We start from the raw sequence: 24,337 nt of genomic DNA on the forward strand, positions 1-24,337 counted from the left end.
AAGCGTCGCGAATTCAATCTGGCGCGACGGGACATGGTCGGGATATGTCAGATGCATGAGCAAACCGAGCGGCGCAAATGTGGTGATCCAAGGCGGCACAGCTGAAGCCAAACGATTGGCTGATATGCTGCCCAACGCGCAGTTTATCCGCGCAATCGACACACGCGGTGGCCCTGAAAACGCCGGTGCGTTAACGGCTGATGCACTGCGTCAGACTGGCGCCTCTCTTTTGGTAGATGCATGTCATCCATTTGATATCGCGTCACATTATCGGGCAGTGCGGGCAGCTGGCTCTGTCGGAATATCCTACGTGCGTTTGCTGCGTTCGGCTTGGGCCCAATCACCCCGCGATCATTGGGTGCAAATCGATCGGGGCTGTTCATTGCATCGTGTTATTCCGAACGGCGCGCGTCTGTTTGCAGCCACTGGCCGCGAGGAATTGAATGCGTTCAAGCCTCTGCACGCGCATGTTTTCTGGCGCAGTGTGGGCGATGAAAGGGTAACCCTGCCGTTGCGAAATTCGCATGTCTTACCGGCAGAAGGCCCGTTCACCGTCGAAGGCGAAATGGCGCTTTTCCGCAAGCTTCGGATTGACTGGCTGGTGGTGCGCAATGCAGGCGGGCAGGGTGCTTGGCCCAAGATCGAAGCGGCACGGCGGTTGGGTATTCGGGTTGCCATGATCGATCGCCCCAAGCCGCTAAAAGGGCCGGTGCTTGGATCGGTGGATGAGGTGATGGAATGGATCGAAAAGACGCTGTGATCGGCCGGATTGTCGAAACGGACGACTGCGTCGCGGAAGGCGCGTCCTATCTGTGTCGGATCGAACCGCGTTTTGCGACCGCTTTGAAAGAAACGGGTCCGCTGCCTCTCCGTCGTAGCCCGGACGGTTTCGACGAATTGCTGCGGGCGATCATCAGCCAGCAGGTTAGCGTCGCGTCGGCCCGTGCCATTCGCCAGCGTCTGACGGACGCGGGTATGAACACACCGGATGCGATCCTGTCGGTGGATGATGAACATCTCAGATCACTGGGTCTTAGCCGCCAAAAGGCCCGCTATGCGCGTTCCTTGGCAGAGGCGCGGATTGATTATGAAGCCCTACGGGACACCGAGACCAGCCAAGTGATTAAAACACTGACGCAAGTCACCGGCATCGGTGTCTGGACAGCGGAAATCTATGCAATGTTCAGCCTTGGCCGCGCCGATGTCTTCGCGCCAGGTGATCTCGCGCTTCAGGAAGCTGCCCGAATTTTATTCGATCTGCCCGATCGCCCCAAAGAAAAAGAGCTGCGACAACTGGCCGAGGCCTGGTCCCCATGGAGAGCGGTTGCAGCGCGGCTGTTGTGGGCCTACTACCATGTAGCCAAAGATCGGGAGGGTATCGCATGACACGTGTTTTGCAGGCTGGACGGAAAGAACCTTTGTCGGGGGAAACGCGCTCTGCGGTCATCTTCCTGCACGGCTATGGCGCGAACGGTGCCGATCTTCTGGGGCTGGCCGATCCTTTGGCCGAACACCTGCCTGATACGTTGTTCATCGCGCCTGATGCGCCCGAGGCCTGCGCCGGTTCACCGATGGGGTTTCAGTGGTTCCCCATTCCGTGGATCGATGGCTCCAGCGAAGAAGAGGCCGAAGCTGGCCTGCGTGCCGCTGCCGAAGATCTGAACGCCTTTCTGGATGCGGTCATGGTGGACGAAGATCTGCTGCCCGAGCAGGTCGTGCTGGTCGGCTTCAGCCAAGGCACGATGATGAGCCTGCACGTCGCACCCCGTCGTGAAGACCCCGTTGCCGGTATCGTCGCTTTCTCGGGACGTCTGCTTCAACCGGAACTGCTGGAAGACGAGGTCATCAGCCGTCCGCCGGTCATCCTGATTCATGGCGACATGGATGATGTGGTGCCGCCGCAATCCCTGCCTGAAGCTGCCGATGCGCTGCAAAAGGCCGGCTGGAAAGAGGTCTATGCCCACGTCATGAAAGGCACCGCACATGGCATCGCGCCAGATGGCCTTTCGGTTGCGCTGGCCTTCATGCGGGACAAGTGCGGGCTGTAATCGTCCCGACTGCCTGTTCATTAGGCTGTCACATTCGCCAGCTACGTCTGTTCGCATACATCATATAGTTGGGCTTGCCAGATGGTTTGCCCGATATATAGTGTTAAGCATGCTGGAGCGGGGCTCCCGCTCTGGTGCTTTGAAGTGAGCAGACAGGGCGAAGGACGATTCCCCGAATGGACGGTAATTTCAGAACGAACTTTGTACGCGAACCCAGCGCATTGCGTCAGCATCCGGCTTTGGTGCTGAACGCGGACTATCGACCGCTGTCATACTATCCGCTTAGCCTCTGGCCATGGCAGGATGCTGTGAAGGCTGCGTTTCTTGATCGCGTGGATATCGTTGCGGAATACGACGAGGTGGTTCGCAGCCCGAACATGGTCATCCGAATACCCAGTGTTGTCGTCCTCAAAGATTTTGTCCAACCCCAAAAGCGCGTGGCCTTCACGCGCTTTAATTTATTTCTAAGGGACGAATTCCGGTGCCAGTATTGCGGATCAAAAGGCGATCTGACCTTTGATCACGTGGTTCCGCGCGCGTCGGGCGGGATCACCAGCTGGCAGAACGTGGTGGCCGCGTGTGCACCGTGTAATCTGCGCAAAGGATCAAAAAGCCTTCGTCAGTGCGGCATGTCGCTCCGCAAACCACCACGGCCACCGAGCGCGCAGGAATTGCTGAACATGGGCCGGAAATTCCCGCCGAACCATCTGCACGAAAGCTGGATGGATTTCCTGTATTGGGACGCTGAACTGCAGGCATAACGCCGGAATAAAATGGGGTGTCCGCAGGTCGTGTTGGTCGGAAAAGCGGACATTTCGGCCATTCATGGAGTGAGATGCTTAACTAAGTTTCGGACTTCTTTCGAATTAAGACAACGTCCGAAATCGCCTGCGCCACACCAATAAGTTCGGTGCGGATTGTGCCATCAACCTTCTTGGGACCGATTTGCATAGCTTGTGATTGAACGACGAAGAGATAGTCCGCGACTTCTTCGACGCTACAATCATTCTTCAACATCTGAGCAGCTTTATACAAATACCTGTCATACTCGTCTTCATAAGGCTGACCACTCCAGCTTTCGGTCACGCCAAGCAATCCGATTGGGCCCCACTGAGACCAGCCAATTTCGCGTAGCCGGTGGATATCAACTTTAGGGGTGGCGATTTTCATTGTTCAATTAGTGATAATAGTACCCATGGAAGTCAACTAACTGACGTGTTGTTTGGTTTCACATCAGACCAACACGACTTGTGAACAACCCCAAACAAAAAAGCCGCCCTAAATAGGCGGCTTTTTCAGTTCACATTCGAATGGGCCAGATTACTTGGCTGCGTCTTTCGCTGCTGCGGCCGGTGCTTTCTTGGCGCCGCCTGTCAGAGGATCGTCCTGACGCTGTACGGAACCTTCGAAGTGGGCGCCGCTTTCGATCGCGATTGTCTTGTGGATGATGTCGCCTTCGACGCGGGCTGTCGCGGTCAGACGGACTTTCAGGCCACGCACGCGACCGATGATGCGACCGTTGATGACGACGTCGTCAGCTGTCACTTCACCTTTGATTGTGGCGCTTTCACCGATGGTCAGCAGGTGGGCACGAATGTCGCCTTCGACGGTGCCTTCGACCTGAATGTCACCGGTTGTCTTCAGATTACCTACAACGTGCAGGTCAGAGGACAGAACCGATGCCGGCGGTTTTGCTTTGGGTGCAGACGGCTTGAATTCAGGCGCTGCAGGCGTGCGCGGCGCTTCAGGAGCAGACGTCTTTGTTTCGTCGGCCTTGGGTGCCGGATCGTTGATTTTGCTTTTAGAAAACATTGTTTGCAGCCTTGATAAACGTCATTGGGTTCACGGCTTCTCCTCCGACACGAACTTCGTAGTGAAGGTGTGTGCCAGTTGACCGTCCGGTGTTCCCCATATCACCGATGCGTTCCCCGCGCGAGACCCTTTGGCCAACGTTCACGCGGATTTTCGACATATGCGCGTAGCGCGTTTCAATTCCGAATTCGTGCTGGATTTTGACCAGACGACCATAGCCCGACTGCCATCCGGCGTGAACAACCACACCATCGGCAGTTGAATAGATCGGAGTGCCATGCGGCGCGGCAAAGTCTGTACCTGCATGCAGGCGGCCCCAACGACGACCAAAGCCGGATGTAAAGCGGAACGGATCCTTCAGCGGAGATGCAAAGGGCGCTTTCTGGGCGGCGATACGGTAGAGGTTCAGGCGATCCATTTGCGTCAGGATCGAATTGGCACGTTCGGCATCGGCGCTGGGTTCTTCACCGCGGGTCGAGAACGATAGAGGCGTCAGCGGGCCACCTTGGCCGGAATAGCCGCGACGCACCTGATCAAGCAGGCGGTCCGGACTCATGCCAGCGGCCTGGAACATTTTGTCGAGCGGCTTGACCGAAACGGTCATCGCTTCTTCCAGCTGGCGGAAGATCTGGTCGTTCTTCTCTTCCATCAGGCGGATTTCGGTTGCCATTTCGTCGGCGCGGATCAGCGCGTCTTGCGCGTTCGCAATGACCTGATCGCGTTCTTCGGCGGTTTTGGCCAGCGCGTCGCTCAGGAAGGCGACGGTTGTGTCAGAGGCTGCGTCGCCCGCGACAACGGTCCCGTCATTTTCCAGCTGGTTGCGCAGATCGGCGTACAGCTCTTTGGCCGCTTCGCGATCTTTCATGGTCTTGGCCAGCGTCGATTGAACGATGTCCAGACCGGTTTCCAATTCACGGCGGCGGTTTTCAGATTCCAGCAGTTGCGACTGCATCAGCGAAACCTGCTCCAGCGCGACGTTGAAACGTTCTTGTGCTGCAACGGCTTCGGCGGCGCGCTGATCGCGTTCGTGGGACAGATCGTTCAGTCGTTGCTGGTATGTAATCTGGTCGCGACGCGCCTGTTCACGGAAGTTGCCCGATCCGATCGAGTCCATGAACAAAATGGCTGTTGCGATAATGGTCCACGCTACAACCGCAGAACCGCCCAAGAGGGCGATCAACTGGGTTTCCGACCGAAGGCGGATAAAGCGTGTATCGTTGTCTGATCTAAGAAATAGCCGACGTTCCGGCAGGTAGCGCTCTAACAGCGCATGTGTTTTGATCGCTAGTCGCGTTCTCACCCTGTCTTTCCCTTATTTACCCGTCCCAATGTGGTACTCGGTTCCCCATCCGGCACCTTGCCCAACGGGGTAGCCGCGTTTTTGACGTTTCGCAACAATTTCAGGCGGGTGATTCGCGATTGCAGGCCAGATTGTGCTGAAATGGCAAAAAACCGCCGATTTTAAGGACTTTCCAGTCAGGCCGACTGATCAACAAGGGGCCAATAGAAGTCTGGTGCCATGCCCGCATCGGCGCGCTTTTCTTCGTTGAATGGCGGCTTCAAGGGGCCATGGAAATATTTCCGGACCAATTCGTGAAAGCGTGGCACGGGGTCCACATTGTCGCGACCGCATAGGAAGTGGAACCATTTTGATCCGTAGGCGACATGGCTGACTTCTTCGGCATAGATGGTTTCAAGCGCCTCAACCGCGCTGGTGGCTTTGGCGTTTTTGAAAAGCTGGATCATGTTCGGCGTCACGTCCAAGCCACGCGCTTCCAGAACCATTGGGACGACTGCCAAACGCCCCATGATGTCATCACGCGTATCTTCGGCTGCTTGCCACATGCCTGCATGGGCCGGAAGGGCGCCATAGTGGCTGCCTTCTTCTTCAAGACAATCACACATCAGGTTGAAATGTTTGGATTCTTCGTCTGCGGCCTTTACCCAATCATCATAGAAGCCGACGGGCATTCTCGTGTCGGTGAAGCGCGGGATGATATCCCAATGCAGGTCAACTGCGTTCAGTTCGATATGCGCCACAGCGTGCAAAAGCGCGATGCGTCCCTGTGGACTACCGGGCTTGCGTTTGGGCACGTCGCGTGGATCCAGAAGTTCGGGCTTTTCGGGGCGTGATGGGCGCAAGGGGGGCTGGGCCTGACCGATGGGCAATGATCCACCGTCTTTGCGCGCCGCAAACCATTCTGCCGCATAGGCCCGCGATTTGCGGGTCTTTTCCCGCCCGTCCGCAGTTGTCAAAACGTCTACGGCCATTTCGGCAAGTGTCTGCGGCATTGTCTGTCTTTCAGTCGTCGTTGGTCGCGGCGGTTTTACCAATAAAATCCGCCGCTTCCAGTGGAGTTCCGGATTTAAAGGGCTTTCACGGCCTCAAGCACGGCAGCCGCGTGATCAGGCACTTTTACCTTGCTCCAGACCTGCGCAATGGTGCCGTCTTTGGTGATCAGGAACGTACTGCGTTCAATGCCCATGAACGTTTTGCCGTACATCTTCTTTTCTTTCCAGACGCCATAGCGTTCGCAAACGTCACCCTCTGCATCGGACAACAAGGGAATGGTCAGCGATTTCTTGGCCATGAATTTGTCGTGGCTTGCAATCGTGTCCTTGGAAATCCCGAAAACCTTACATCCCAACGCTTCGAACTGGTCCTTCAGCGCGGTGAAATCTTCGTTTTCGCGTGTGCACCCCGAGGTGTCATCGCGGGGATAAAAGAACAAAACGACGCTGTGTCCTTTCAATTCGGACAGGGTAACAGGGTCACCGCCCGTGACGGGGAGTGTAAAATCCGGTGCGTTTTCGCCTATTTCCGGCATTGTTGCTTCCTTTATGTTCACGATCAGGTCAGATGGTTTTAGATGCAGGGCAATGTGATTTACCATCGCTCTCGCAAGAATAATCTTTTCCATTAAGGCTTCCAGTGACCGAAGGCTCTGAACCGACCAAAACCCGAAGAAAAGGCAGGCCACTGGCTTGGGTCACGGGCATTCTGGTTTTGCTGGTCGTCGCCGTTGCAGGATTGGGGTGGCATTTCTCCGGAAAGACCATCGTCGCGCCCGACTGGTTGCGGGACAGGATTGCGGCTCAGGTGGCACAGGCCACGCCGGACATTCCGCTTAGCTTTGATGATGTGATCTTCCGTATTTCGCCAAAAGATGTCGCCCGTGTGACCCTGACCAATGTCGAAGTCGGTGAACCGGCCTCGGGCGCCTCTGTCATTCTTAGCGAAGTGTCAGTTGCAGTCGCGCCATTGCCGTTGCTGCGCCGTGAAATTGCGCTGGTCGACGCATCTGTCACCGGTGTGTTCCTGACGCTTGAGCGTGGCGCGGATGGCAAATTTGCCTTTGCGGGTAATTCCGGTGCGGTCAACAGCCCCGATTTGCCGACGCTGATCGCACAGATCGACACGTGGCTCTCCGATCCACGGTTTGCACAACTGGATCAGGTCGAAGCCAATGCAGTGACCTTGCGATATGAAGACCGTCGCGCGCGGCGCGGATGGACAGCGGATGGCGGTCGGATTTCGATTTCCAGACGCGACGGTACCCTGCGCCTGAACAGCGATCTGGCGCTTTTGACCGGCGGCACGGGCGTTGCGACTGTTGCGCTTAGCGCAGAAAGCGAGATCGGTCAGAGCGATCTGAGCTTCGGAGTTTCGGTGACCGATCTTCCGTCCGAGGATATCGCATCGCAAAGTCCGGCGTTGGCATGGCTCGATACCATCCGCGCGCCGATCTCGGGGGCGTTGCGCGGGTATCTGGACGTCGAGGGTGCATTGGGCGGTCTGGATGCCACGCTGAACATTTCCGAAGGTGTCTTGCAGCCCAGCGATAGCGCGACGCCGGTGGCGTTTAAAACTGCCCGCACGTATTTTTCCTATGCGCCCGCCAGCCAGAGCCTGAATTTCACAGAAATCTATGTCGACTCCGAACGTGGGTCGGGTCGTGCCGAAGGGCAGGTTTCTGTCTCGTTAACCGATGATAATCTGCTTGATGCCTTTGTCGGTCAGTTCTCGATCTCGGATGTCAACGCCGACGCGGAAGGGGTTTTTGATATTCCTCTGGTCGTGTCGCGCGTCGATGTGGACGCCCAGTTGCGTCTTCAACCTTTCAAGCTTGAACTGGGGCGCATTCGCGTCGCGGATCCCAATCTGCCTTTGACGGCAAAGGGGTCGCTTAGTGTCGGTGAGGCCGGTTGGGAAGGGCGGATTGACGGCCGCGTACGCCGTGCCAAGGCACCCGAGGTTCTGAATTACTGGCCGGTTAAGGTGTCACCCAAGACGCGCAACTGGGCCATGACCAATGTCCAATCCGGCAACGTCACCAACGGCGTTCTGGCGCTACGTTTCCGGCAGGGCGAAAAACCCAAGTTCTACCTGGATTTCGCGTTTCAGGACGCGCAGGTGCGCTTTGCCAAAACATTGCCGCCAGTGACCGCGGCGAAAGGCCAGTTTACCTTGTTCGACCGACGATTGGGCGTTGTGGTGGACGAGGGCGTGGTAAAGCCCAAAGATGGCGGGTCGATCAAAGTAGCGGGATCCAAATTTGTGATCCCGGACGGTCGTATCAAACCCGCGCAGGGGCAGCTTTCTCTGGTTGCGAATGGTCAGGCCAAGGCACTGTTTTCATTTCTGGATTCCGAGCCGATCAACCTGCTTGCCAAAATTCGCCAGCCCTTGGATTTCGTAGATGCACAGCTGCAGGCCAAAGGAACGCTGTCGTTGCCATTGGTCAAGGGCGTAAGGCTGCCGGATATGCAGATGAACCTGTCTGCCACGGCCACAAACGCCAGCAGTAGCACGCTGGTAAAAGGGCGCGAACTTCGGGCGAAGGCGCTGGATATCGACATCACCCAGAAACAGATCACCGTTTCGGGCAAGGCGACGTTGGACGGCGTGCCGTTCGATGGGAAATGGTCGCAAGAGATTGGGCCAAACGCGGGCCCCGGTCAGATTGACGGGCAGGTCGTTTTGTCTGCAGCAAATGCCGCCAAGTTCGGTGTCTCCCTTCCAAACGGGCTGTTGTCCGGCGAAAGTCGCGGCGCTTTAAGTGTGACCCTGCCGAAAAACGCACGTCCGAGCTTTTCCTTAAGCTCAAATCTGGCGGGTTTAGGGGTGTCCATTCCGGCCATAGGATACGGTCTTTCAAATTCGGCGACCGGTGAGTTCCGTATCTCGGGAACGCTCGGCCAACCTGTCGATATTGATGGCCTCAGTTTCTCGGCCGGTGGATTGGAAACCACGGCTGATATCGTCCTGAACGATGATGGGTCCGCGTCACGCATCGATTTTGATCGCGTCCGGTTGGGGGGCTGGCTGGACGCGAAGGTATCGCTTGAACCACGAAAAGGGACGACGCCGCGGATCACGGTTAACGGTGGAACGCTTGACATGCGCCGCGCCCAGTTCGGGGGGGACGGCGGCAGTGGAGGCGGGCAGAAAACGCCGGTTTCTCTGCGGCTGGATCGTCTGGATGTTGCAAATGGCATCAGCCTGACCGATGTCACCAGCAACCTGACCATCGGCTCGGGCGTCAGCGGTGAATTTCAGGCGCGTATGGGCAAGGCAAAGCTGACCGGCGCACTCGAGCCGCGAAAAGGTGGCACGGCCGTTCAGGTTAAATCCAAAAGTCTTGGCGATGTGCTGCGTGCGACGGGTATTCTGAAAACCGTTGTTGGCGGAGACATGACATTATCACTGGTTCCGGTGCGGGGCCAAAAAGGCAGCTATAACGGTCAGCTTGATGTCATCGATACGCGGCTGCAGGACGCGCCTGCTATCGGGTCCTTGCTGGATGCCATCAGCGTTGTGGGCATCATTGACCAGCTTGAAGGGCCGGGCATCTATTTCCAGAACGTTGAGGCGCGTTTCAGGCTAACACCGGACGAACTTATTCTTAGTCAGTCCAGTGCAACGGGGCCTTCCATGGGGATCAGTATGGATGGCTATTACAATCTGGGTACGAAACAGCTTGATATGCAGGGCGTGCTTTCGCCGATCTATATTCTGAACGGCATCGGCAGCCTGTTCACACGTCGCGGCGAAGGATTGATCGGATTCAATTTCAATCTGACCGGACCGGCATCCAATCCGACGGTTGCAGTCAACCCGCTTTCGGTGTTCACACCGGGAATGTTCCGCGAAATCTTTCGCAGGCCACCACCACAGCCGTCGCAATAGGGTTACAATGAAACTTGACGATTTCGACTTTCACCTGCCTGACGATCTGATCGCCACGCGGCCCGCAAATCCGCGGTCTTCGGCGCGTTTGCTTGTCTCTGATCCTGACGGGATTACGGATGCCGTGGTGACTGATATTTGCAAGTGGCTGCGCCCCGGCGACAGGCTGGTTCTGAACGATACAAAAGTGCTGCCCGCGCGGCTTTTCGGGGCACGGCACCGTGAAGGGCCAGAGGGTGCGACGCAGGCCAAGATGGAAGTGACCCTTCTTGAGCCGCAGGCCGATGGCACATGGATGGCGCTGGTGAAACCGCTGAAAAAGGTGCGGGATGGCGAAGACATCGTGTTTTCCGACGATTTGGCGGCAGCAGTCGTATCGCGCGCGGATGGGCAAGCGTCCTTGAAATTTAACTTGTCAGGGGATGATTTTGACGCGGCCTTGGGTCAGGCGGGCGCTATGCCGTTGCCACCTTACATCGCGCAAAAACGCCCCGCGGATGAGCAGGACAAGAAAGACTACCAAACGGTCTGGGCCCGTGTGCCGGGTGCCGTGGCTGCTCCGACAGCGTCGCTTCATTTCGATGACGCCTTGTTGGCCCGCCTGAAAGAACATGGCGTAAGCTTTACACATGTTACGCTGCACGTGGGGGCAGGGACGTTCCTGCCTGTCAAAGTAGACGATGTAACGAAACACAAAATGCACGCCGAGTGGGGCGAGGTAACAGAACAGGCCGCCGCAGAGATCGCCGAGACCAAATCAAAGGGCGGCCGTGTCATTCCTGTTGGCACTACGGCGCTGCGCCTGATCGAAACGGCAGCGCGGGATACGGGCGCCATTGAGCCGTGGTGTGGCGAGACTGATATCTTCATCTACCCCGGTTTTACGTTCCACGTAGCCGATGGTCTGATGACAAACTTCCACCTGCCGAAATCGACCCTTATGATGCTTGTTTCTGCCTTTGCGGGTACACAGCGGATCCGCGACATCTATGATCATGCGGTTGCCGAAAAGTACCGCTTCTTTTCCTACGGTGATGCATCACTGTTATTGCCTAACGGCTGAGCGATCGGTTCAAAACTTTCCGCTGTCTGAGCCTTCTTTTCTTTTTTGACCGAAAAGGGGTCGTTTTTTAGCCAGTTACGTGTTTGTTTTTCAGGCAGGTGCGGAACTCGGCCTGAAGAACCGCGTTTTTACCCAAGGCTGCCCCTTCTAACTTCAAGACTAAAAAAGCGAGCAAACATGATCACGGTTTTGCGCAACTCATGGCCACTTCTGCTGGGCGTTATGCTTCTTATGCTGGGCAACGGCCTTCAGAGTTCGCTGTTGGGTGTTCGCGGTGAAACCGCCGGATTTTCCGCGGTCGAGATGTCGTTCATCATGTCTGCCTATTTCGTCGGGTTTATGATTTCGTCCCGTGTGACGCCGATCATGATCCGCCGCGTGGGCCATGTCCGTGTGTTCGCCGCGCTGGCGTCGTTTATTTCTGCTGTGATCATCCTTTATCCTGCCGTGCCTCACCCGCTGGCTTGGATTCTGGGGCGCGTGTGGATCGGGTTCTGTTTTTGCGGTGTGTATGTGACGGCGGAAAGCTGGCTGAACAATGCCGCCACCAATGAAACCCGTGGTCAGTCGCTGTCGCTGTATATGATCGTCCAGATGGTGGGCATTATCGCGGCGCAGGGGCTTTTGAACATTCCCGATCCTTCTGGCTTCTTGCTGTTCGTTATTCCGTCCGTTCTGGTTTCGGTGTCTTTCGCGCCGATCCTGCTGGCCGTGTCACCGACGCCCGCGTTCGATGCGACCAAGCCGATGAAGTTGATCGATCTGTTTCGCAAATCGCCATTGGGCTGTGTGGGCATGTTGCTGTCGGGAAGTGTGTTCGCGGCCCAGTTCGGCATGAGCGCTGTGTTCGGCGCGCAGGCTGGCTTGAACGTTCAGCAAATCTCGATCTTTGTGGCCGCGTTTTACGTCGGCGCACTGGTGTTCCAGTTCCCGATTGGCTGGCTGTCGGACCGGTCGGATCGCCGTATCCTGATCGGGGCCGTTTCCGGTATCGGTGCCATGGCGGCCTTTATCGCGACGTTCTTCAGCACTGAATTCTATCTGATCGTGCTTGCAGCCTTCTTTATGGGGGGCATGGGCAACCCGCTTTATGCCTTGCTGATTGCGCACACGAATGACTTTCTTGAGCCCGAAGATATGGCCAGCGCGTCCGGCGGTTTGTTGTTTATCAACGGCCTCGGTGCTGTGGCGGGTCCGGTTGTCACGGGTGTCGCGATGGAACGTTTCGGACCGCAGGCGTTTTTCCTGCTGTTTGCCATTCCTCTGTTAATGCTGGCAGCCTACGCGATTTGGCGCATGACCCGCCGTCCGGCCATCTCTTCGGACGACACGGGCGTGTTCGCACCCATGTCGCCCACAGGTACGGTCGTTGCGATGGAATTTGCACAGGAATATGCAACCGAGGCTGCTGAAATTGCGGCCGAGGAAGAGGCGCAGAACACCGGAACGTAACATTTTCACGACACTGAAAAATCACGACATGATTTTTGATTGTGATTTCATCCCAGTGTGATGCACCATTTTCATTGAGCGGTGGCACATGTGTGGAGGAAAGCTTGTGTTGGTGGGGCCTGATGAAGTTTTGAAGTTCTGGTTGGACGATGTCGACCAGAAACAGTGGTACATCCAAGATGATGATCTGGATCGGAAAATCGTCGAAAAGTTCGAGGCAACCTGGAACGAAGCGATGGAGGGCAGCTGGGGTCTTTGGCTGACATATCCATCGGGCGCTTTAGCCTACATCATTTTGACGGATCAGTTCCCGCGCAACATGTTCCGTGACAGTGCCAAGGCCTTTTCTTCCGACAAGATGGCGCTGGCGGTGGCCAAGCAGGCCATCCATCGCGGCTGGGATCTGAAGATCGACGAACCGGCGCGGCAATTCTTTTATCTTCCGCTGATGCATTCGGAAAACCTGTGCGATCAGGAACGCTGCATTCGTCTGATGAAGGAACGGATGCCCGAGACTGGCGAAAGCAACCTGATCCATGCCAAAGCGCATCGCGAGGTCATTCGCCTGTTCGGTCGGTTCCCGTACCGGAACGAAGCGCTGGACCGCCAGATGACGGAAAGCGAACAGGCCTACGTCGATGAAGGCGGCTACGGCAGCACCTTGCGGGCGCTTCAGAGCGCCTAACGCACAGGTTTGGCATTGCGCCTCGCGACCAAAGTATTAGCCTGATCCGAAAGGGTCAGGAGGCAGCAATGGCAGAAAAGTTCGACATGATCGTGATCGGCGCGGGGCCGGGTGGCTATGTATGCGCCATCCGCGGCGCGCAGCTTGGTTTGAAGGTTGCGGTTATCGAACGTGAACACCTTGGTGGGATCTGTCTGAACTGGGGCTGTATCCCGACCAAAGCCATGCTGCGGTCTTCCGAAGTGTTCCATTTGATGAAGACGGCCAAAGACTTTGGTCTGAGCGCGTCCAGTGTTGACTATGACATGGACGCCATCGTCAAACGCAGCCGCAAAATCGCGAAACAGCTGAATTCGGGCGTCGGGCACCTTTTGAAAAAGAACAAGGTCACGACGATCATGGGCGAAGCGCGTCTGGCGGGCTCGGGCAAAGTGGCCGTGAAGGGCGCGGACGGCGAACAAGTGCTGGAGGCGGCAAATATCGTTCTGGCCACCGGGGCACGGGCGCGGGACCTTCCGGGGCTTGAGGCCGATGGAGATCGTGTCTGGTCCTACAAACACGCCCTTACACCGCCCCATATGCCCCAAAAGCTTTTGGTTCTGGGATCAGGCGCGATTGGTGTGGAATTCGCCAGTTTCTACAACACGCTTGGTGCCGACGTGACTGTTGTCGAGGTGCAGGATCGCATTCTGCCCGTTGAAGATGCCGAGGTTTCGGCCTTTGCCAAAAAAGCGTTCCAGTCCCAAGGCATGCGTATTCTGGAAAAGACCTTGGTCGAGAAGGTTGATCGTTCCAAAGACGGCATCGTTGCGACGCTGACGCAGGATGGCGCATCCACAACAGAAGAGTTCGATACCATGATCTCAGCTGTGGGAATTGTCGGGAACGTTGAAGGTTTGGGGCTGGAAGAGGCTGGTATAAAAGTTGATCGCACCCATGTTGTGACCGACCCGTATTGTCGGACGGGTGTTGAAGGCGTTTTTGCCATCGGTGATCTCGCTGGCGCACCTTGGTTGGCGCATAAGGCCAGCCATGAAGGTGTTATGGTTGCCGAACTCATTGCCGGAAAGTCGCCGCATCCTGTTGATCCCAAGTCGATTGCGGGCTGCACCTACTGCCATCCGCAAGTGGCTAGCGTGGGGCTGACCGAGGCGCAGGCCAAAGAGGAAGGCTATGACACCCGTGTGGGGCGCTTCCCCTATGTTGGAAACGGGAAGGCCATTGCCTTGGGGGCCGGTGACGGATTCATCAAAACGGTGTTTGACGCCAAAACGGGTGCATTACTGGGCGCGCATATGGTCGGGGCCGAAGTGACTGAGCTGATCCAAGGCTATGTGATCGGACAGAAGCTTGAGACGACCGAACAGGATCTGATGGAGACGGTGTTCCCGCATCCGACCTTGTCTGAAATGATGCACGAAAGCGTTCTGGATGCTTGGGGACGCGCGCTTCACTTTTAGGGATGTTTGCAGGGATTGTTCAGCTCTGGTGCCATCAAGGGGGGGCTGCGTGACACCAGAGCTTGTTAGAACAATACTGAGTACCTTACTTATGCTAACAAGCATGAAGCGAAGGGCGTCCTGAATAAATATCACATAAGGATAGTCAGCTTGCGCAAACGGCGTGTTGCTAAGTATCTGTTTAGAATTGCTATTTTTCGGATGACGCGACGTTAACGACAAACCATTCCTCAACCTTTGGGGATAACCACCTCCAAAGAGTAGGTGCGCCAGACGCGATTTTCGGGGCGACTCGAGCGTGGAAGATATCCAGCGTTACGTTGAAATCCCGCCATGACACGCCGTCAGACATCAGGTTCTGCATGGGGGGCTGTAATCGATCCAGAGATTTGGCAAACCGCGCTTCGGGCGTTTCAATGGCTTCGAATTCATTCCAAATGTCAAAGAAACGTTGGCCGATAGGCTCTGGCAGCAGCCCGAAGATACGCTCGGCAGCCCGGATTTCGTCTTGGGCCTGTTGATCGGCGTTTCCATCGCCGAAAACCGGCACGTCGCCGGCATCGATTTCCACCAGGTCGTGCAGGATCAGCATTTCGATCAGCCGAAGAAGATCAACAGTCTCTTCTGCGTGTTCGGCCAGAACCAAGGCGTACAGCGCCAGATGCCAGCTGTGTTCGGCGGAATTCTCATACCTCGAAGCATCGCAAAGCGTGGTCGCACGGGTCACGTTTTTCAAGCGATCTGCTTCGGACAGGAACAGCTTTCTTTGAGCAAAATCAGAGGGTTTCAGCTCATTTCTTAGAATTCTGTTCAGCGCGTAGTCAAATGCCTCTGGCCATTCATGTGCCAATCTCTTGGCGCGGCCTTCGGTCAAGGTGTGATGCGCAATGGGGATGTGTGTCGGCTCCATCACCGGCGCGTCGGAAACTTGAATTATGGGCTGTAAGTGATCAAGTTGCTTTGCAAAAATGGCGTCGGGTGTCTGGCGGTTCTCGAATTCGATCCACAGATCATAGAAATGCTGGCCTTGGTCGTCTGGTAGTAGTCCGAAGATGCGTTGCGCAGCGGCGTGTTCGGTCCGGGCGTGCTGATCTGCATCATGACTTTGCCAAACAGGCATATCGCCTGCATCGATTTCGACCAGATCATGCAACAACAGCATTGTGATAACGCGAAGAATATCAGTGCCTTCCGGCGCGTCATTCGCGTGGGTCATGGCGTAAAGGCACAAATGCCAACTGTGTTCGCCCACATTTTCGGGGCGACTGAGGTCCATCAGGACGTTCGATCTATCAATGGATTTCAGCTTATCCGCCTCAACCAAAAACGCCATTTGCTGGTCAAGGCGGGATAAACTCATTCTGGGAGTTCGCCTCTGGCGGCCTTCTTGACGTAATCGAGCAAGAACTCGCGTCCGCGACGTTCGGCAAGCCGCACGCGAACGTTGGTCAGGTAGGCCTCTTCCAAAGTGGTCGAGGCCGCTGCGATGACTTTCCCGACTTCTACATAAAGACGGTCGTCGCCGAGTTTATCCATCGCTTTGATGGTGTCCTTGGCCAGACTGTCTGCAAGATCGTCGATGAAAGACGCCATGGGATGCCCTTATCGTGTGGTTTCCGTCAGGCGGCGCTTCACATAGCCGGTGACCGTATCGATCATCGTGTCCATGTGCGGCTCTTCAAAGAAATGGCCCGATCCCTGAATTTCTTCGTGGGTGATCGTGATGCCTTTCTGTTCCTTCAGTTTGTTCACCAAGGCGACAGTATCTGCCGGCGGTGCGACGCGGTCGCCGCTTCCGTTGATGATCAGGCCCGAAGACGGGCAGGGTGCCAGGAACGAGAAGTCGTACATGTTCGCGGGCGGCGATACGGAAACGAATCCTGTGATCTCGGGACGGCGCATCAGCAACTGCATGCCGATCCATGCACCGAACGAAAAGCCTGCGACCCAGCAATGCTTGGAGCTGTTGTTCATCGACTGAAGGTAGTCCAGCGCCGCTGCCGCATCAGACAGCTCGCCAACACCCTGATCGTATTCGCCCTGGCTGCGACCGACACCGCGGAAGTTAAAGCGAAGAACCGTGAAGCCCATGTTATAAAAGGCATAATGCAGGTTGTAGACAACCTTGTTGTTCATCGTGCCGCCGAACTGCGGGTGCGGATGAAGAACGATTGCAATCGGCGCATCGCGATCTTTTTGCGGGTGGTAACGGCCTTCTAGGCGGCCTTCGGGTCCTGGAAAAATGACCTCGGGCATAGGGCGGTTCGCTCCTTCAAGGACGATATGCACGGGAATTGTTGACGAAATTCCTCAAGCACTTTAGAACGTTTCTAAATCCGGCCAAGCCGGAAATCACGTAACGCAGATAGGCGGTTGAACGTTCAAGGTCAATCAGCCAGTGCATCAAGGCTAAGGGGGTGTTGCCATGAAGCTGAGCACAAAAGGCCGATACGCCATGGTGGCGCTGGTCGATATCGCCATGCAGCCCGAAGGTGATCTGGTGACGCTGTCGGACATTTCCAAGCGACAGAGCGTGTCTTTGCCGTATCTTGAGCAGCTGTTCGTCAAACTGCGCCGCGCTGATTTGGTGCAATCTGTGCGCGGTCCGGGTGGCGGGTACAAACTGGCGCGCCCGACAACAGAAATCCGCGTGGTAGATATCTTGGCTGCGGTCGATGAAACCGTTGATGCGATGCACACTGGTGCCGGTGCGTCTGGTGGTCTGTCTGGCAGTAAGGCGCAGTCGTTGTCGAACCGCCTGTGGCAGGGTCTGTCGGCACATGTCTATGTGTTCCTGCATCAGACGCGTCTGTCGGATGTTGTGGGCAACGCGATGGTGCCCTGTCCTGCGGTGCCGTCCTTGTTCGATATCGTCGATGAAGAGTAATCGCGCTTACCTTGACTGGAACGCGACCGCACCGCTGCGCCCCGAGGCGCGCGAGGCGATGATCGCGGCTATGGATGTGGTCGGAAATCCGTCTTCGGTCCATTCCGAAGGGCGCGAGGCCAAGCGTGTCATCGAAACCGCGCGTCGCCAGATTGCGACCGCTTTTGGCGCGGATGGGGCGGATGTTGTTTTCGTTTCCGGTGCGACCGAGGCTGCGGCTTTGGCTTGCGCGGGGCGCGGGCTAAAAGGCGCGGATGTCGAACATGACGCGGTCGCTGCGTGGATCGATCCTGTTTTAAGCGTGTCCGAGCAGGGAATCGTCACGGTTGATGCGCCCGGTCAAACCGCGCTTCAGGTGGCCAATTCGGAAACCGGTGTATTGCAGGATCTTCCCCAAGGTTTGGCGATGGTCGATGCCACACAGGCCTTTGGCAAGATCCCGTTCGCCTTCAATTGGTGTGGGGCCACCATGGCGCTGATCTCTGCGCACAAACTGGGTGGGCCAAAGGGAATTGGCGCTTTGGTGATGAAGCGCGGCACCGATATCGCGTCGCAAATCAAAGGTGGCGGTCAGGAAATGGGGCGTCGTTCCGGCACCGAAAACCTGATAGGGATTGCCGGTTTTGGCGCTGCCGCAGAGGCAGCACAACGCGATCTGGATGCCGGAATTTGGGGCGAAGTCGAGAAACTTAGAAACGTTCTAGAAAATCTGATTGCAGACCGCGCGAAAGAAACTATTTTTATCGGGAAATCCAGCGCGCGGCTTCCGAACACGTCATGTTTCGCGATTCCGGGCTGGAAGGGGGAAACGCAAGTCATGCAGATGGATCTGGCTGGCTTTGCGATCAGTGCGGGTAGTGCGTGTTCCTCTGGGAAAGTGAAAGCAAGCCGTGTGTTGACGGCAATGGGTTACGACGTTGCGACCGCCTCAAGCGCCATTCGGGTCAGCCTTGGGCCGCAAACGACAGAAGATGAAATCACGCGCTTTGCCGATGCATGGGCGCGTCAGTACGAAAAACACAAAGCACGCGCCGCCTAAGGTGGGTTGCTGATAAAAAGATGGAAGGCTCTGAAATGACCGCTATGGACACCGTTGAAGTCAAAGAAGGCGTCGATCAGGAAACCGTCGACAAGGTGCGCAACCTTGGTGGCAAGTACAAGTACGGTTGGGAAACCGAGATCGAGATGGAATATGCACCCAAGGGCCTTTCGCCTGACATCGTGCGCCTGATCTCGGAAAAGAACGAAGAGCCCGAGTGGATGACCGAATGGCGTCTGCAGGCGTTTGAACGCTGGACGAGCCTGGAAGAGCCTGATTGGGCGATGGTCAACTATCCCGAAATCGATTTTCAGGATCAGTACTACTACGCGCGCCCCAAAAGCATGGAAGAAAAGCCCAAGTCGCTGGACGAGGTCGATCCCAAGTTGCTGGCGACCTACGAAAAGCTGGGCATCCCGCTGAAAGAACAGATGATCCTTGCCGGTGTTGAGGGCGCAGAAGATGCGCCTGCAGAAGGCCGTAAGGTCGCCGTCGACGCGGTTTTTGACTCCGTTTCTGTTGGGACGACGTTCCAAGCAGAACTGAAAAAAGCGGGCGTGATCTTCTGCTCGATTTCCGAGGCGATCCGCGAGCATCCCGAACTGGTCAAAAAGTACCTTGGTTCGGTCGTTCCGGTCAGCGACAACTTCTATGCAACGCTGAACAGCGCTGTCTTCTCGGACGGCTCGTTCGTTTATATCCCGCCGGGCGTTCGCTGCCCGATGGAACTGTCCACGTATTTCCGTATCAACGCGGAAAACACAGGCCAGTTCGAACGCACGCTGATCATCGCCGACAAAGGCAGCTACGTGTCCTATCTGGAAGGCTGCACAGCGCCCCAGCGTGACACAGCGCAGCTGCACGCCGCGGTCGTTGAAATCGTCGTCGAAGAAGATGCCGAAGTGAAATACTCGACCGTTCAGAACTGGTTCCCCGGTGATGAAGACGGCAAAGGTGGCATCTACAACTTCGTGACCAAGCGTGCCGATTGCCGTGGCGACCGTGCCAAGGTCATGTGGACGCAGGTCGAAACCGGCTCTGCCGTGACGTGGAAATACCCGTCCTGCATCCTGCGTGGGGATGATAGCCAAGGCGAGTTTTACTCGATCGCGATCACCAACAACCATCAACAGGCTGACACAGGCACAAAGATGATCCATTTGGGCAAGCGCACCAAGTCGCGCATCGTGTCCAAGGGTATTTCGGCTGGTGTGGCGCAGAACACCTATCGTGGTCTGGTTACGATGCACTCGAAAGCCAAGGAAAGCCGCAACTACACCCAGTGTGACAGCTTGCTGATCGGCGATAAGTGTGGCGCGCACACTGTTCCGTACATCGAGGTCAAAAACAACTCGTCCCGTGTCGAACACGAAGCAACCACATCCAAGGTGGATGACGATCAGATGTTCTACTGCCGCCAGCGCGGCATGGACGAAGAAGAGGCCGTGGCCTTGATCGTGAATGGTTTCGCCAAAGAGGTTCTTCAGGCGCTGCCGATGGAATTCGCGATGGAAGCCCAGCAGCTTGTCGCGATCTCGCTTGAAGGGTCGGTGGGCTAATCGCCCACCACCCAGGGAACCAAAGGCAGGGTTGGAATTATGCTGGCAGAGGCCATCAATCAAAGCGCCGGTATCGGCGTGGGTCTGTTTATCGGGTCGCTGATCGGTTTCGGTCTGCGCGCCCGTGCCGGCAAAACAAGCGGCCTGTTTCAGGGCTCGGTCTGGAAGACGGCTGTACTGGCCGGAATGCTGGGCTGGTTCGTGGCCGCTTTGATTACTTTGGTTCTTTAAGCAGCGCAGGGAATTTCTATGATGATCATCACCACAACACCCAATGTCGAAGGGCATAAAATTCTGGCTTACAAAGGTCTGGTTGTGGGCGAGGCCATCATGGGCGCGAACATCGTGCGCGATTTCTTTGCCAGCATCACAGATATCGTCGGTGGTCGGTCTGGCGCCTATGAGGCCAAGCTTCAGGATGCGCGCGATACGGCGATCAACGAACTGAAATCGCGCGCTCTGCAATTGGGTGCGACAGCGGTTGTCGGTGTTGATCTGGACTATGAAGTGGTCGGAGACACCATGCTCATGGTATCTGTATCCGGAACAGCAGTTGTTCTGGAGTAAGGTGGGGCCATGGCAAGACAACCAAGAAAGACGCGCAGGCGTCTCGCGTATCTAAGCAAAATTCTGGATACAGAGCGGAAGACCGAGATCGTAGACGTCGGATCAAATCCGATGAACACGCCGGACTATCTGCAAATGGTCAACACTGGCATCGCGCGTGTCACAGGGTTTGAACCGCAGCCGTCGGCTTACGAGAAGCTGAAGGAACAGGAATCTGAACACGAACGCCATCTGCCGTACGCGATTGGCGATGGTAAGGATTCGGTTCTGAACGTGTGCCATTCGCCCGGTCTGACTTCGTTGTTAGAACCCGATCCGGCCTCTTTCGCCTATCTGAACCGTTGGGGCCGCGCGCGCCGCGTTCTGGAAACCTTCCCGATGTCCACGCATCGCTTGGATGATCTGGATGAGATCGAGCATATGGATCTGCTCAAGATCGACATTCAGGGTGGCGAACTGACCGTTTTCAAAAACGGTAAGAAAAAGCTGAAGAACGCTGTGGCCGTTATGACCGAAGTGGGCTTTATGCCGCTTTACAAGGATCAGCCGCTGCTGGACGAACAGATGGCTGAACTGCGCAAGCAGGGGTTCATGCTGCACAAGTTCGCGTTCGCAAAGCAGGTTCCGCTGGGGTCCGGTTTTGAAATTCCGCTTCCGCGACAAGAGGTCAGCAGCCAGCTGGTCGACGGCGATGCGATTTTTATCAAAGACTTGCGTGATCCTGATCAGTGGGAAACCGAAGACCTTAAGCATCTCGCGCTGTTGGCGGATGGCTGTTTCTTCAGTCACGATCTGACCGTGCGTTGCCTTGCGATCCTGATGAAGCGCGATGTGATCCGTCGTCGTCATATCGCGACGTACATTGATCACCTGAAAGAAACGCAGCCCGCCGAATGAGTTTTGCCGCCGATCATACCATTGCACGTCCCGAGTTGACGATGCCCGACGCCGAAGCGGCGTTGGTGCGCGATGCCTATGGTCGCGCGGACGTCATTTTGGAATACGGGTCAGGCGGGTCGACTGTTCTGGCCTCGGAAATGACTGGAAAGACGGTGTTTTCCGTTGAATCCGATCAGCAATGGGCGGCGATGATGCGGGACTTTTTCCGCCAGAATCCGCCTGCGTCAGGGACCGAAGTGGATGTCATTTGGGCCGATATCGGCCCGACCAAGGATTGGGGGCATCCTGCCGACAATTCCGAATGGAAACGCTATCCCCGCTATCCGCTTGAAATATGGTATGAAAATCACTTCAAGCAGCCGGATGTCGTCCTTGTCGATGGTCGTTTCCGCGCGGGCTGTGCGCTGGCAACGGCCTTTATGACCGAGAAGCCTGTCGAACTGCTGTTCGACGATTATATCGACAGGAAAGCCTATCACGTGGTCGAGGATTTCCTCGGCGCCCCGCAGATAACCGGCCGTATGGCTAAGTTTAATGTCACCCCGCAAGTAATTGATAAGAAATCACTCATGCGGGTTGTTCAAGTTATGTCTCGCCCACTCTGATTGCGGCGGGAAAAAAGATGAGGAAGGACAAATAATGCTGGAAATCAAAAACCTGCACGTCAAGCTTGAAGAAGAAGACAAGCAAATCCTGAAAGGTGTGAACCTGACAGTCGAAGCTGGCAAGGTGCACGCGATCATGGGCCCGAACGGCTCCGGTAAATCGACGCTGTCCTATGTTCTGTCTGGCCGTGACGGCTATGAGGTGACCGATGGTGAGGTCACGCTGGAAGGCGAAGACATGCTTGAGCTGGAAGCCGAAGAGCGCGCCGCGGCGGGCATCTTCCTTGCGTTCCAGTACCCCGTTGAAATCCCCGGTGTTGGCAACATGACCTTCCTGCGCACAGCGGTAAATGCGCAGCGCAAAGCCCGCGGCGAAGAAGAAATGTCGGCAGCCGACTTCCTCAAGCTGATCCGCGCCAAAGCGAAGGAACTGAAAATCGACGCCGATATGTTGAAGCGTCCGGTCAACGTCGGTTTCTCGGGTGGTGAGAAGAAGCGTAACGAAATCCTGCAGATGGCGATGCTGGAACCCAAGATGTGCATCCTTGACGAAACAGACTCCGGTCTGGACGTCGATGCGATGAAACTGGTGTCCGAAGGCGTCAACGCGCTGCGTTCCGAAGATCGCGGTTTCTTGGTCATCACGCACTACCAGCGTCTTCTGGACCACATCAAACCGGACGTTGTCCATATCATGTATGATGGTCGCATCGTCAAAACCGGTGGCCCGGATCTGGCGCTGGAAGTTGAAAACAACGGTTACGCAGACATTCTGGCGGAGGTCGTGTAATGGCACTTCCCCAACTGAAAATTGACGCGACTGAAGCCCGCATTGCGGCGCTTGAGCTGCCGCAGGGCGGTTGGGCCGATGGCGCCCGCCGCGATGCGCTGGAGCGCGTTCGTGCCATGGGGCTTCCTGGTACGCGCGACGAATACTGGAAATACACCGACCCGCGTTCTCTGGTTCAGGCTGATGCGCCGACCGCGTCGCTGTTTGATGGTGGCGATGGCCCGATCTTCGCAGAGATCGACGCGCTGAAAATCGTGTTTACTGACGGCGTTTTCGACGCGGCTGAATCCGATGATCTGAGCGATGAGAACCTGACGATTGAACGTCTGGCAGAAAGCACAGCCGATCTGCACTGGGCGCGTGATCTTTACGGCGTTCTTGAAAACAACGGTCAGACTCCGGTTCAGCGCCCCTTGGCGGCCTTGAACACGGCCTTTGCGAATGATGGCGTGCTGATCCACGTCACCGGCAAGGTCGAAAAGCCGATCTATCTGATCTACCACCACCGCTCGGAAAATTCCGACGCGATGCTGCACCATCTGGTGAAGGTAGAGCAGGGCGCAAGCGTTACTCTGTTGGAAAGCGGTCCCGCAGCGGCACGCTTCAACACCTGTATGGAAGTCGACGTCGCTGATGGTGCCGAATTCCATCACGTGCGCGCGCAGGGCCGTGACCACGAACGTCGTGCGGCAACGCATGTGTTCGGACGTCTGGGCACTGAGTCTGTGTTCAAATCCTTCACGCTGACCGTGAACGGTGTTCTGACACGTAACGAAGTGGTTCTGGAACTGACCGGCGACGACGCGACGGCCCATGTTGCTGGCGCTTGTGTTGGTGATGGCGAATTCCATCACGATGACACGGTGTTCATCACGCATGATGCGGTGAACTGCGAAAGCCGTCAGGTATTCAAAAAGGTTCTGCGCAACGGTGCGACCGGCGTTTTCCAAGGTAAAATCCTTGTAAAACCGGACGCGCAAAAGACGGATGGTTACCAGATCAGCCAATCGCTGCTTCTGGATGGCGACAGCCAGTTCCTCGCCAAGCCCGAGCTTGAGATCTACGCTGATGACGTGGCCTGTTCGCACGGCTCGACATCTGGTGCGATCGACGAAGAGGCGCTGTTCTATCTGCGTTCGCGCGGTGTGCCTGCGGATATCGCGACCAACCTGCTGACTTTGGCGTTCCTGGCCGAAGCGGTTGACGAAATCGATGACGAGGCACTTGGCGAAGCCATTGTGAACCGCATCGAAGGCTGGCTTGATCGCAGGATTGGCTGA

The 24,337-nt window shown here is 56.3% G+C and carries 26 protein-coding genes; 18 read left to right on the top strand and 8 right to left on the bottom strand.

The window, feature by feature from the left end; all coding sequences use genetic code 11:
- The first annotated feature begins 55 nt into the window (after positions 1-55).
- The 4 genes from AC4FIA_RS06080 to AC4FIA_RS06095 all read left to right on the top strand — a co-directional run bounded on the left by AC4FIA_RS06080 (position 56) and on the right by AC4FIA_RS06095 (position 2,809).
- Complete coding sequence (locus tag AC4FIA_RS06080) at positions 56-760, top strand: precorrin-6A/cobalt-precorrin-6A reductase (RefSeq protein ID WP_490365103.1); 705 nt, start codon at positions 56-58, stop codon at positions 758-760.
- Complete coding sequence (locus AC4FIA_RS06085; RefSeq protein WP_490365104.1) at positions 739-1,386, top strand: DNA-3-methyladenine glycosylase family protein; 648 nt, start codon at positions 739-741, stop codon at positions 1,384-1,386. Before AC4FIA_RS06080 ends, AC4FIA_RS06085 begins: the two co-directional genes overlap by 22 nt.
- Entirely contained in the window at positions 1,383-2,048 is a 666-nt protein-coding gene (locus AC4FIA_RS06090) for an alpha/beta hydrolase (protein WP_490365105.1), read from the top strand. The genes AC4FIA_RS06085 and AC4FIA_RS06090 overlap by 4 nt, the downstream gene beginning before the upstream one ends.
- A 176-nt stretch (positions 2,049-2,224) precedes the next feature.
- Complete coding sequence (locus tag AC4FIA_RS06095; protein ID WP_103909721.1) at positions 2,225-2,809, top strand: HNH endonuclease; 585 nt, start codon at positions 2,225-2,227, stop codon at positions 2,807-2,809.
- An 82-nt stretch (positions 2,810-2,891) separates the two neighbouring features.
- Here the strand turns inward: AC4FIA_RS06095 and AC4FIA_RS06100 are convergent, their stop codons facing one another.
- From AC4FIA_RS06100 to AC4FIA_RS06120, 5 genes are all read right to left on the bottom strand, one after another.
- Entirely contained in the window at positions 2,892-3,218 is a 327-nt protein-coding gene (locus AC4FIA_RS06100) for a hypothetical protein (protein WP_490365106.1), read from the bottom strand.
- Positions 3,219-3,368: 150 nt separating this feature from the next.
- The gene (locus AC4FIA_RS06105) at positions 3,369-3,860 is read right to left on the bottom strand and encodes a bactofilin family protein (RefSeq protein ID WP_103909724.1); all 492 of its coding nucleotides are present in this window, start codon (positions 3,858-3,860) and stop codon (positions 3,369-3,371) included.
- A complete protein-coding gene (locus AC4FIA_RS06110) occupies positions 3,850-5,160 on the bottom strand; it encodes a DUF5930 domain-containing protein (protein ID WP_488047903.1) in 1,311 nt (436 codons plus the stop codon). The genes AC4FIA_RS06105 and AC4FIA_RS06110 overlap by 11 nt, the downstream gene beginning before the upstream one ends.
- A gap of 176 nt (positions 5,161-5,336) precedes the next feature.
- Entirely contained in the window at positions 5,337-6,152 is an 816-nt protein-coding gene (locus AC4FIA_RS06115; protein WP_287476565.1) for a ferritin-like domain-containing protein, read from the bottom strand.
- 74 nt (positions 6,153-6,226) lie between these two features.
- Positions 6,227-6,688, bottom strand: a complete 462-nt coding sequence (locus AC4FIA_RS06120) for a peroxiredoxin (RefSeq protein ID WP_287476564.1) — start codon at positions 6,686-6,688, stop codon at positions 6,227-6,229.
- Between the two features lie 104 nt (positions 6,689-6,792).
- On the opposite strand from AC4FIA_RS06120, the gene AC4FIA_RS06125 reads away from it, so the two are divergent.
- The 5 genes from AC4FIA_RS06125 to lpdA all read left to right on the top strand — a co-directional run bounded on the left by AC4FIA_RS06125 (position 6,793) and on the right by lpdA (position 14,710).
- Positions 6,793-10,050: a YhdP family protein gene (locus AC4FIA_RS06125; RefSeq protein WP_490365107.1), complete on the top strand. Its 3,258-nt coding sequence runs from the start codon at positions 6,793-6,795 to the stop codon at positions 10,048-10,050.
- A 7-nt stretch (positions 10,051-10,057) separates the two neighbouring features.
- Positions 10,058-11,113 (top strand): tRNA preQ1(34) S-adenosylmethionine ribosyltransferase-isomerase QueA, encoded by a 1,056-nt coding sequence (gene queA / locus AC4FIA_RS06130; protein WP_490365108.1) that lies wholly within the window; start codon positions 10,058-10,060, stop codon positions 11,111-11,113.
- A gap of 177 nt (positions 11,114-11,290) precedes the next feature.
- The gene (locus tag AC4FIA_RS06135; RefSeq protein WP_490365109.1) at positions 11,291-12,565 is read left to right on the top strand and encodes an MFS transporter; all 1,275 of its coding nucleotides are present in this window, start codon (positions 11,291-11,293) and stop codon (positions 12,563-12,565) included.
- A 109-nt stretch (positions 12,566-12,674) separates the two neighbouring features.
- Positions 12,675-13,250 (top strand): DUF924 family protein, encoded by a 576-nt coding sequence (locus AC4FIA_RS06140; protein ID WP_287475069.1) that lies wholly within the window; start codon positions 12,675-12,677, stop codon positions 13,248-13,250.
- A 68-nt stretch (positions 13,251-13,318) separates the two neighbouring features.
- Positions 13,319-14,710 carry a dihydrolipoyl dehydrogenase gene (gene lpdA, locus AC4FIA_RS06145; protein WP_490365110.1) on the top strand — a complete coding sequence of 464 codons (1,392 nt, stop codon included), beginning with the start codon at positions 13,319-13,321 and terminating at the stop codon, positions 14,708-14,710.
- A 190-nt stretch (positions 14,711-14,900) separates the two neighbouring features.
- On the opposite strand, the gene AC4FIA_RS06150 is transcribed toward lpdA, so the two are convergent.
- Genes AC4FIA_RS06150 through AC4FIA_RS06160 form a run of 3 tightly spaced genes read right to left on the bottom strand, consistent with a single transcriptional unit; the run spans position 14,901 to position 16,966 of the window.
- Positions 14,901-16,070 carry an HD domain-containing protein gene (locus AC4FIA_RS06150; protein ID WP_490365111.1) on the bottom strand — a complete coding sequence of 390 codons (1,170 nt, stop codon included), beginning with the start codon at positions 16,068-16,070 and terminating at the stop codon, positions 14,901-14,903.
- Entirely contained in the window at positions 16,067-16,303 is a 237-nt protein-coding gene (locus tag AC4FIA_RS06155; RefSeq protein ID WP_103909732.1) for a hypothetical protein, read from the bottom strand. The genes AC4FIA_RS06150 and AC4FIA_RS06155 overlap by 4 nt, the downstream gene beginning before the upstream one ends.
- A 9-nt stretch (positions 16,304-16,312) precedes the next feature.
- Complete coding sequence (locus AC4FIA_RS06160; RefSeq protein ID WP_103909733.1) at positions 16,313-16,966, bottom strand: alpha/beta hydrolase; 654 nt, start codon at positions 16,964-16,966, stop codon at positions 16,313-16,315.
- Positions 16,967-17,135: 169 nt separating this feature from the next.
- Between AC4FIA_RS06160 and iscR the strand changes: the two genes are divergently transcribed.
- From iscR to sufD, 9 genes are read left to right on the top strand one after another with little or no spacing between them, the layout of a single operon-like run.
- Positions 17,136-17,597, top strand: a complete 462-nt coding sequence (gene iscR, locus AC4FIA_RS06165) for a Fe-S cluster assembly transcriptional regulator IscR (RefSeq protein WP_103909734.1) — start codon at positions 17,136-17,138, stop codon at positions 17,595-17,597.
- Positions 17,587-18,636, top strand: a complete 1,050-nt coding sequence (locus tag AC4FIA_RS06170; RefSeq protein WP_490365112.1) for a cysteine desulfurase family protein — start codon at positions 17,587-17,589, stop codon at positions 18,634-18,636. The genes iscR and AC4FIA_RS06170 overlap by 11 nt, the downstream gene beginning before the upstream one ends.
- Positions 18,637-18,671: 35 nt before the next feature.
- Positions 18,672-20,195, top strand: coding sequence for a Fe-S cluster assembly protein SufB (gene sufB, locus AC4FIA_RS06175; protein WP_490365113.1), 1,524 nt, complete (start codon positions 18,672-18,674; stop codon positions 20,193-20,195).
- 39 nt (positions 20,196-20,234) lie between these two features.
- A complete protein-coding gene (locus AC4FIA_RS06180) occupies positions 20,235-20,426 on the top strand; it encodes a hypothetical protein (RefSeq protein ID WP_103909737.1) in 192 nt (63 codons plus the stop codon).
- 21 nt (positions 20,427-20,447) lie between these two features.
- Entirely contained in the window at positions 20,448-20,762 is a 315-nt protein-coding gene (locus tag AC4FIA_RS06185) for a heavy metal-binding domain-containing protein (RefSeq protein WP_490365224.1), read from the top strand.
- Between the two features lie 9 nt (positions 20,763-20,771).
- Complete coding sequence (locus tag AC4FIA_RS06190) at positions 20,772-21,659, top strand: FkbM family methyltransferase (RefSeq protein WP_490365114.1); 888 nt, start codon at positions 20,772-20,774, stop codon at positions 21,657-21,659.
- Complete coding sequence (locus AC4FIA_RS06195) at positions 21,656-22,267, top strand: hypothetical protein (protein ID WP_490365115.1); 612 nt, start codon at positions 21,656-21,658, stop codon at positions 22,265-22,267. The genes AC4FIA_RS06190 and AC4FIA_RS06195 overlap by 4 nt, the downstream gene beginning before the upstream one ends.
- A gap of 34 nt (positions 22,268-22,301) precedes the next feature.
- Complete coding sequence (sufC, locus tag AC4FIA_RS06200; RefSeq protein WP_490365116.1) at positions 22,302-23,057, top strand: Fe-S cluster assembly ATPase SufC; 756 nt, start codon at positions 22,302-22,304, stop codon at positions 23,055-23,057.
- Positions 23,057-24,337 carry a Fe-S cluster assembly protein SufD gene (gene sufD / locus AC4FIA_RS06205; protein ID WP_490365117.1) on the top strand — a complete coding sequence of 427 codons (1,281 nt, stop codon included), beginning with the start codon at positions 23,057-23,059 and terminating at the stop codon, positions 24,335-24,337. Before sufC ends, sufD begins: the two co-directional genes overlap by 1 nt.

It is taken from the genome of Thalassococcus sp. (assembly GCF_982780845.1).